General features: G+C 69.1%; 8 protein-coding genes. 7 read left to right on the forward strand and 1 reads right to left on the reverse strand.

Translation table 11 applies throughout. The features are described from left to right. Positions 1 to 451: 451 nt before the first annotated feature. Positions 452 to 1,291, reverse strand: a complete 840-nt coding sequence (locus tag B9S61_RS20610) for a C40 family peptidase (protein ID WP_103543578.1) — start codon at positions 1,289 to 1,291, stop codon at positions 452 to 454. An 840-nt stretch (positions 1,292 to 2,131) separates the two neighbouring features. On the opposite strand from B9S61_RS20610, the gene B9S61_RS20615 reads away from it, so the two are divergent. The 7 genes from B9S61_RS20615 to B9S61_RS20645 all read left to right on the forward strand — a co-directional run. Continuing rightward, entirely contained in the window at positions 2,132 to 2,491 is a 360-nt protein-coding gene (locus B9S61_RS20615) for an NADH-quinone oxidoreductase subunit A (protein WP_003974383.1), read from the forward strand. A 13-nt stretch (positions 2,492 to 2,504) separates the two neighbouring features. Beyond that, on the forward strand, positions 2,505 to 3,059 hold the full coding sequence (locus B9S61_RS20620) for an NADH-quinone oxidoreductase subunit B family protein (protein WP_030221896.1): 555 nt from the start codon (positions 2,505 to 2,507) through the stop codon (positions 3,057 to 3,059). Further along, positions 3,056 to 3,805: an NADH-quinone oxidoreductase subunit C gene (locus B9S61_RS20625; protein ID WP_103543579.1), complete on the forward strand. Its 750-nt coding sequence runs from the start codon at positions 3,056 to 3,058 to the stop codon at positions 3,803 to 3,805. Before B9S61_RS20620 ends, B9S61_RS20625 begins: the two co-directional genes overlap by 4 nt. Next, positions 3,802 to 5,124, forward strand: coding sequence for an NADH-quinone oxidoreductase subunit D (locus B9S61_RS20630; RefSeq protein WP_103543580.1), 1,323 nt, complete (start codon positions 3,802 to 3,804; stop codon positions 5,122 to 5,124). The genes B9S61_RS20625 and B9S61_RS20630 overlap by 4 nt, the downstream gene beginning before the upstream one ends. Beyond that, the gene (gene nuoE, locus B9S61_RS20635; RefSeq protein ID WP_103543581.1) at positions 5,121 to 5,990 is read left to right on the forward strand and encodes an NADH-quinone oxidoreductase subunit NuoE; all 870 of its coding nucleotides are present in this window, start codon (positions 5,121 to 5,123) and stop codon (positions 5,988 to 5,990) included. The genes B9S61_RS20630 and nuoE overlap by 4 nt, the downstream gene beginning before the upstream one ends. Further along, entirely contained in the window at positions 5,990 to 7,336 is a 1,347-nt protein-coding gene (nuoF, locus tag B9S61_RS20640; RefSeq protein ID WP_103543582.1) for an NADH-quinone oxidoreductase subunit NuoF, read from the forward strand. Before nuoE ends, nuoF begins: the two co-directional genes overlap by 1 nt. Further along, positions 7,333 to 8,754 (forward strand): NADH-quinone oxidoreductase subunit G (locus tag B9S61_RS20645; protein ID WP_146064902.1); only part of this gene is annotated, 1,422 nt, incomplete at its 3' end. The genes nuoF and B9S61_RS20645, both read left to right, overlap by 4 nt.

The raw sequence follows: 8,754 nt of genomic DNA on the forward strand, positions 1-8,754 counted from the left end.
GAAGGCCGCCATGAGCCGGTGGTGTGTCGTACGGCGGTACTCCCGGCCGGTGTCCCCAGGGAGGGGCCCCGGTCGCTCACGTCCGCGTGAGGCGCCGTGAAGGGCCTCCACGGGGCTGCGCGGGGCGCCGACGGGGCGCGGGCGGGCCGCCAACACTCCGCATGGGCGGCACAATTCGGACAATCGGGTGATCTTGGTTCGGGGTGCGAAATGCGTGTGAGGGCGCACGAGATCCCGGGGGTCGCCCGTGCCGGGCGTACCGGTCCGGGGGCGTCATGCCAGGCACACGAGGACCGGCGCGCGGCGCGGAAGGCGCGGCGCGGAAGGCGCGGCGCGGAAGGCGCCGGAGGGCCGGTGGTGCGCGGTGGACGAGGGAGGGCCGCTGCCCCGGCGGCAGCGGCCCTTCAGCCCGTACGGGCGCGACTCGGCGCCCGCGTGAGGAGCGTGCGGCTCAGAGCACGCGCACGGCACCCGACGCGGGGTAGCCGGACAGATCCTGGATGACGACACCCTTGGCGGAGTTGGCGGCGTCCAGGTACTGGCCGTCACCGATGTAGACGCCCACGTGGTACGCGGATCCCTTGCCGCCCCAGTACAGGATGTCGCCGACCTGGATCTGCGACAGCGGGATGTCGGTGCCGACCATCGACTGGTCCTGCGAGACGCGCGGCAGGTCCACGCCGACCTGCTTGAACGCGGCCTGCACCAGGCTCGAGCAGTCCCAGGCGTTGGGGCCCGTGGCGCCCATGACGTAGGCGTCGCCCACCTGCGCCTTGAGGAACGAGATGACCGATCCGACGCTGCCACTGGCGGGCGCGGAGGCCGTCGTGGCCGTGGAGGCGGAGGTCGTGGTGAGGACGGTGCGCTCGGCGTCTCGCGAGGCGCGCTCGGCGGCGGCCTTGCGGGCCTCCTCCGCGGCCTTCTTCTTCGCCTCGGCCTTCTCCTTGGCCTCGGCGAGGTCCGCCTTGGCCTCCTTGGCGGCCTTCGCGGCGGCCGCGTCGCGCTCGGCCCGCAGCTGGTAGTTCGCGGCGGCCTGCTGGGTCGCGTCCGCGGACTGGGCGACCTGGGCGGCCAGGTCGGCCGTCAGGGTGGGCAGTTCGAGGGTCTGCGTCACCGGCTCGGCAGCGTTCGCCGAACCCGACGCCCCGGCCACTGCCAGGGTGCTGAGGACGCCACCGGCAACTCCGGCCCGCATCGCCATCGTGGACGACGCGGTACGGCGGGGCTTCCGGTGGCTGCGTATGTGAGCGGTGTGGGACATGGGAACAACCGGTACCAGGGGCTCCTTCATATCCACAAGGAACGTGTGCTCCGCCACAGTTGTTCAACGGAGGGCCCGAATCCCGGGAAAGTCGCCCCCTATTGACGCCGTAACGGACATTGCGGGCGTCCGTGATCAGCCCTTGATCACGCACTTTCATCGTTACGTCCGAATTGCCCCGCGCCTACCACTGGTTGGATTGGTTGGCCAACCCCTCTTCTCATCCGGCCCTCATGGATGTGACGCACGTCACGCAACGGATGCCCCCGTGGTTGCGTCCGGCGGACCGCTCGGCGCCCCGGGCGGCCGGCGGGCGCTCCGGGCGGTCGGCGGCGGTGCCGTCGCGCACCGGCGGGCAGGACGGTGGCTGAATGTGACCGGATCGTGACCCGCCGACTTCGTGAACGCGTGCACACGTCCACACCGCGCCCGGCGCTCCCTCCGACGTGTGAACGCGGCCTCTATCAAGAGATCAGGTCCAGCACCAATTTGCCTGTGAAGGAAGCGCCTTGATAGGGGGGTGGAGCCCTCTGAGCTGCACCGACCGGTCAAAATGTCACCTTTGGTGATCGCGCGGACGCTTGGCGTGCGAAGATCACCGCTCATCCGACTTCATGATCGTTCGTCAGGTGGTGGAGATCACAAAGCTTGTGTAATACCCCGTGTCGCAGATCACAGACCCTCGGGCATAGGATGCGGAGCGGTTGGGCTTGTGACCTGCTTCACATGTTCTCGATCTTCGCCGGGGCGGGCGTGGTTCGTGGGGCTGTTGGGGCCGGCGGGAGTCCGATGCACGACTCCCCGAGGGGCTCGGATTCGCCCCCGGGGGGAGCCCATGCAGTCAATGCCGACTGAGAGGAGCGAGGAGCGGTGAACGCGTATGCGCCCATCCTCGTACTGGGAGCCCTCGGGGCAGGCTTTGCGATCTTCTCCGTGGTCATGGCCACGCTGATCGGTCCGAAGCGGTACAACCGCGCCAAGCTCGAGGCTTACGAGTGCGGTATCGAGCCGACCCCCACGCCGGCCGGCGGCGGGCGCTTCCCCATCAAGTACTACCTGACGGCGATGCTCTTCATCATTTTCGATATCGAGATCGTCTTCCTCTACCCCTGGGCCGTCACCTTCGACGCCCTGGGGATCTTCGGGCTCGTGGAGATGTTGCTCTTCGTGCTCACCGTCTTCGTCGCGTACGCGTACGTATGGCGGCGCGGCGGCCTGGAATGGGACTGAGGGGCCAATAGTCATGGGACTCGAAGAAAAGCTGCCGAGCGGATTCCTGCTGACCACCGTCGAGCAGGCCGCGGGCTGGGTGCGCAAGTCGTCCGTCTTTCCCGCCACGTTCGGCCTCGCCTGCTGTGCCATCGAGATGATGACCACCGGCGCCGGCCGCTACGACCTGGCGCGCTTCGGCATGGAGGTCTTCCGCGGCTCACCGCGGCAGGCCGACCTCATGATCGTCGCCGGGCGGGTCAGCCAGAAGATGGCGCCGGTGCTGCGGCAGGTCTACGACCAGATGCCGAATCCCAAGTGGGTGATCTCCATGGGGGTCTGCGCCTCCTCGGGCGGCATGTTCAACAACTACGCGATCGTCCAGGGTGTCGACCACGTCGTCCCGGTCGACATCTACCTCCCCGGCTGTCCGCCCCGCCCCGAGATGCTGCTGGACGCGATTCTCAAGCTCCACGAGAAGATCCAGAACTCCAAGCTCGGCGTGAACGCCGAGGAGGCGGCCCGCGAGGCGGAGGAGGCGGCGCTCAAGGCCCTGCCCACCATCGAGATGAAGGGGCTGCTGCGATGAGCGACGCGAACGACACCGCGGGTGACGGCGCGAACCCCGAGAAGGACCTCTCCGCGGAGAACCTCCCCGGCCAGCGCGGCCAGGGCGGCGAGGAGATCCGCGTCCAGCGCGGCATGTTCGGCGCCAACAACGGCGGCGACACCTCCGGATACGGCGGGCTGGTCCGCTCGGTCCGCCTTCCGGGACCGGCGACCCGCCCCTACGGCGGCTGGTTCGACGAGGTCGCCGACGAACTCGAGGGCGCCCTGGAGGAGCAGGACCTGCTCCCCGGCAACGTCATCGAGAAGACGGTCGTCGACCGCGGCGAACTCACCTTCCACATCGAACGCGAGCACCTGGTCCGCGTGGCGAAGACTCTGCGCGACGACCCCGCCCTGCGCTTCGAGCTGTGCACCGGCGTCAGCGGCGTGCACTACCCGGACGACAAGGGCCGCGAGCTGCACGCCGTCTACCACCTGCGCTCGATCACCCACAACCGGCTGATCCGTCTCGAAGTCAGCGCCCCCGACGCCGACCCGCACATTCCGTCGCTGTTCTCGGTCTATCCCACGAACGACTGGCACGAGCGCGAGACGTACGACTTCTTCGGCATCGTCTTCGACGGTCACCCGGCCCTGACGCGGATCATGATGCCGGACGACTGGCAGGGCTTCCCGCAGCGCAAGGACTACTCCCTCGGCGGCATCCCCGTCGAATACAAGGGCGCCCAGATCCCGGCTCCGGACCAGCGGAGGTCGTACTCGTGAACACCCCGCACGCATCCCCTCGCGAGACCACCGAGGGAACCGTCTACACCGTCACCGGCGGCGACTGGGACGAGGTCGTCGAGAGCGCGGCCCGGACCGACGACGAGCGCATCGTCGTCAACATGGGCCCGCAGCACCCGTCCACCCACGGAGTGCTCCGGCTGATCCTGGAGATCGACGGCGAGACGGTCACCGAGGCCCGCTGCGGCATCGGCTACCTCCACACCGGCATCGAGAAGAACCTCGAGTACCGGACGTGGACGCAGGGCACCACGTTCGTGACGCGCATGGACTACCTGACGCCGTTCTTCAACGAGACGGCGTACTGCCTCGGCGTGGAGAAGCTCCTCGGCATCGAGGACCAGGTGCCCGACCGGGCCTCGATCATCAGGGTGCTCCTGATGGAGCTGAACCGGCTCTCCTCCCACCTGGTGTGCATCGCCACCGGCGGCATGGAGCTCGGCGCCACCACGATCATGATCTACGGGTTCCGCGACCGTGAACTGATCCTCGACATCTTCGAGCTCATCACGGGCCTGAGGATGAACCACGCGTACGTCCGCCCCGGCGGGCTCGCCCAGGACCTGCCGCCCGGCGCGGTGGACCGGATCCGCGAGTTCGTGAAGACGATGCGCAAGAACCTCCCGGAGTACGACAAGCTCGCCACCGGGAACCCCATCTTCAAGGCCCGTATGCAGGACGTCGGCTACCTGGACCTGGCCGGCTGCATGGCGCTGGGCGCCACCGGCCCGGTCCTGCGCTCCACCGGGCTCCCGCACGACCTGCGCAAGACCCAGCCGTACTGCGGATACGAGACCTACGACTTCGAGATCCCGACCGCGGACACCTGTGACTCCTACGGCCGGTTCCTGATCCGGCTGGAGGAGATGCGCCAGTCGCTGCACATCGTCGAGCAGTGCCTGGACCGGCTCCAGCCCGGTCCGGTCATGGTCGCCGACAAGAAGATCGCCTGGCCCGCCCAGCTCGCCCTGGGACCGGACGGACTGGGCAACTCCCTCGACCACATCAAGCAGATCATGGGCACCTCCATGGAGGCCCTGATCCACCACTTCAAGCTGGTCACCGAGGGCTTCCGCGTCCCGCCGGGCCAGGTGTACACGGCGGTCGAGTCGCCCAAGGGCGAGCTCGGGGTGCATGTCGTCTCCGACGGCGGCACCCGCCCCTACCGGGTCCACTTCCGTGACCCGTCCTTCACCAACCTGCAGGCCATGGCGGCGATGTGCGAGGGCGGCCAGGTCGCCGACGTCATCGTCGCCGTCGCGTCCATCGACCCCGTGATGGGAGGCGTCGACCGGTGACCACCTCATCTTCCGAGCGGTCCGACCGTGGCGTCAGCCTGGGCATGCCCCAACTGCCCGCACCCGCCTACCCGGACGACGTCCGGGCCCGGCTCGAGACCGACGCGCGCGAGGTCATCGCCCGCTACCCGGACTCCCGGTCCGCCCTCCTGCCGCTGCTGCACCTCGTGCAGTCGGAGGAGGGGCATGTCACCCGCACCGGGATGCAGTTCTGCGCGGACATGCTGGACCTGACCACGGCCGAGGTGACCGCGGTCGCCACCTTCTACACCATGTACCGGCGCCGGCCGAGCGGCGACTACCAGGTCGGGGTGTGCACCAACACCCTGTGCGCCGTCATGGGCGGCGACGCGATCTTCGAGGAGCTCCAGGAGCACCTGGGCGTGGGCAACGGCGGGACCACCGACGACGGCAAGGTCACGCTGGAGCACATCGAGTGCAACGCGGCCTGCGACTTCGCGCCCGTGGTGATGGTGAACTGGGAGTTCTTCGACAACCAGACGCCCGAGAGCGCCAAGGGCATGGTCGACGACCTGCGGGCCGGCCGCCCGGTCGCGCCCACCCGGGGGGCTCCCCTGTGCACCTTCAAGGAGACCGCCCGCATCCTGGCCGGTTTCCCCGACGGGCGCGAGGGAGCCGTCGAGGCCACCGGAGGCGCCGGACACGCCTCCCTGATCGGCCTGAAGCTGGCCAAGGGAGAGGCCGCACCCGCCCGTGTGGTGCACCCGCGGGGTGAGACGCCCCGGGACACACCGCCGCACGAGCCGTCACCCGCCGAGCACCTCAGTTCGCACGACGCGCCGCAGGACACGTCGGCCTCCGACCCGGCCCACCCGTCGGGACCGGTCGCCGAGGAGGGGGAGTGATGACCTTGGCACCCGAACTCAAGGACATGAGCCCGGAAAAGCTGCTCGCACCCGTGCTGTCGGCCTTCTGGGACGAGGACAGGTCCTGGACGCTGGACGTCTACCAGAGGCACGAGGGATACGAGGGGCTGCGCAAGGCGCTCGCCATGTCACCGGACGACGTCATCGCGTACGTCAAGGAATCCGGTCTGCGCGGGCGCGGCGGTGCCGGCTTCCCCACGGGAATGAAATGGCAGTTCATTCCCCAGGGTGACGGCAAGCCTCACTATCTTGTTGTCAACGCCGACGAGTCGGAGCCCGGAACGTGCAAGGACATTCCGCTCCTCTTCGCGAACCCGCACAGCCTCATCGAGGGCATCGTCATCGCCTGCTATGCGATCAGGTCTTCCCATGCCTTCATCTATCTGCGTGGTGAAGTCGTCCCCGTGTTGCGGCGGTTGCACGAGGCCGTGCGCGAGGCCTACGCGGCCGGCCTGCTCGGCGAGAACATCCTGGGCAGCGGACTCGACCTCACACTCACCGTGCACGCGGGTGCGGGCGCGTACATCTGCGGTGAGGAGACCGCGCTGCTGGACTCGCTCGAAGGCCGCCGGGGACAACCGCGGCTCCGTCCCCCCTTTCCTGCCGTCGCGGGCCTCTACGCGTGCCCGACTGTGGTGAATAACGTCGAGTCGATCGCGTCGGTTCCCGCCATCATGAACCGGGGCAAGGAATGGTTCCGCTCGATGGGGAGCGAGAAGTCGCCCGGCTTCACTCTCTATTCCCTCAGCGGGCACGTCACGAACCCCGGACAATACGAAGCGCCCCTCGGAATCACCCTGCGCCAGCTGCTCGAGATGAGCGGCGGGATGCGCCAGGGCCACCGGCTGAAGTTCTGGACGCCGGGCGGCTCCTCGACACCGCTGCTCACCGACGAGCATCTCGACGTCCCCCTCGACTACGAGGGAGTGGGCGCCGCGGGTTCCATGCTCGGCACGAAAGCCCTGCAGTGCTTCGACGAGACCACCTGCGTCGTCCGCGCCGTCACCCGCTGGACCGAGTTCTACGCCCACGAGTCCTGCGGAAAGTGCACCCCCTGCCGGGAGGGCACGTACTGGCTGGTCCAGCTGATGCGGGACATCGAGGCCGGCAAGGGGCAGATGTCCGACCTCGACAAGCTGAACGACATCGCCGACAACATCAACGGCAAGGCCTTCTGCGCCCTCGGTGACGGGGCGGCCTCGCCGATCTTCTCCTCGCTGAAGCACTTCCGCGAGGAGTACGAGCAGCACATCACGGGCCGTGGCTGCCCGTTCGACCCGGCCAAGTCCACGGCCTGGGCCGACCGTACGGAGGTGCACGCATGACTGTGACCACCAACGCTCCCTCCGGCGGGGGAGAGGCGGCGGTTCCGCCCGAGGACCTCGTCACGCTGACGATCGACGGCGCCGAGCTCAGCGTGCCCAAGGGCACCCTGGTCATCCGGGCCGCCGAGGAGCTCGGCATCGAGATCCCCCGGTTCTGCGACCACCCGCTGCTCGCCCCGGCCGGCGCCTGCCGCCAGTGCATCGTCGAGGTCGAGGGCCAGCGCAAGCCCATGGCCTCCTGCACCATCACCTGCACCGACGGCATGGTGGTGAAGACCCAGCTGACCTCACCCGTCGCCGAGAAGGCCCAGCAGGGGATGCTGGAGTTCCTCCTCATCAACCACCCGCTGGACTGCCCGGTCTGCGACAAGGGCGGCGAGTGCCCGCTGCAGAACCAGTCGATGTCGCACGGCCACGCCGACTCCCGCTTCGACGGCAAGAAGCGCACCTACGAGAAGCCCGTCCCGATCTCCACCCAGGTGCTGCTCGACCGCGAGCGGTGCGTGCTGTGCGCCCGCTGCACCCGGTTCTCCAACCAGATCGCGGGCGACCCGATGATCGAGCTGCTCGAGCGGGGCGCGCTCCAGCAGGTCGGCACCGGCGAGGGCGACCCCTTCGAGTCGTACTTCTCCGGCAACACCATCCAGATCTGCCCGGTCGGCGCGCTCACCTCGGCGGCCTACCGGTTCCGCGCCCGCCCCTTCGACCTGATCTCCTCGCCGTCGGTGTGCGAGCACTGCTCCGGCGGCTGCGCCACCCGCACCGACCACCGGCGCGGCAAGGTCATGCGGCGGCTGGCCGGCAACGACCCCGAGGTCAACGAGGAGTGGATCTGCGACAAGGGACGCTTCGGGTTCCGCTACGCGCAGCTGCGGGACCGTCTCGGCACACCGCTGGTCCGCAATCCGGAAGGTGAGCTGGAGCCGGCGTCCTGGCCCGACGCGCTGCAGATCGCGGCCCAGGGGCTGCTGGCCTCGCGGGGCCGTACGGGTGTGCTGACCGGTGGCCGGCTCACCGTCGAGGACTCCTACGCGTACAGCAAGTTCGCGCGCGTGGCGCTCGACACCAACGACATCGACTTCCGCGCGCGCGTGCACAGCGGCGAGGAGGCGGACTTCCTCGCCGCGCGGGTCGCGGGACGGGGCCGTGACCTCGACCGTACGGGCGTCACGTACACCTCGCTGGAGAAGGCGCCCGCCGTTCTCCTGGTCGGGTTCGAGTCCGAGGAGGAGGCGCCCGGCGTCTTCCTGCGGCTGCGCAAGGCCTGGCGGGGACACGGGCAGAAGACCTTCGCCCTGGCCACGCACGCCACGCGGGGACTGGAGAAGGCCGGCGGCACCCTGCTGCCGGCGGCTCCGGGCACCGAGACCGAATGGCTGGACGCGCTGTCGAGCGGCGTCGGTCTGGAGGGCGACGGG

The organism is Streptomyces sp. SM1, from assembly GCF_002910825.1.
In the GTDB taxonomy this organism is placed as follows: domain Bacteria; phylum Actinomycetota; class Actinomycetes; order Streptomycetales; family Streptomycetaceae; genus Streptomyces; species Streptomyces okerensis.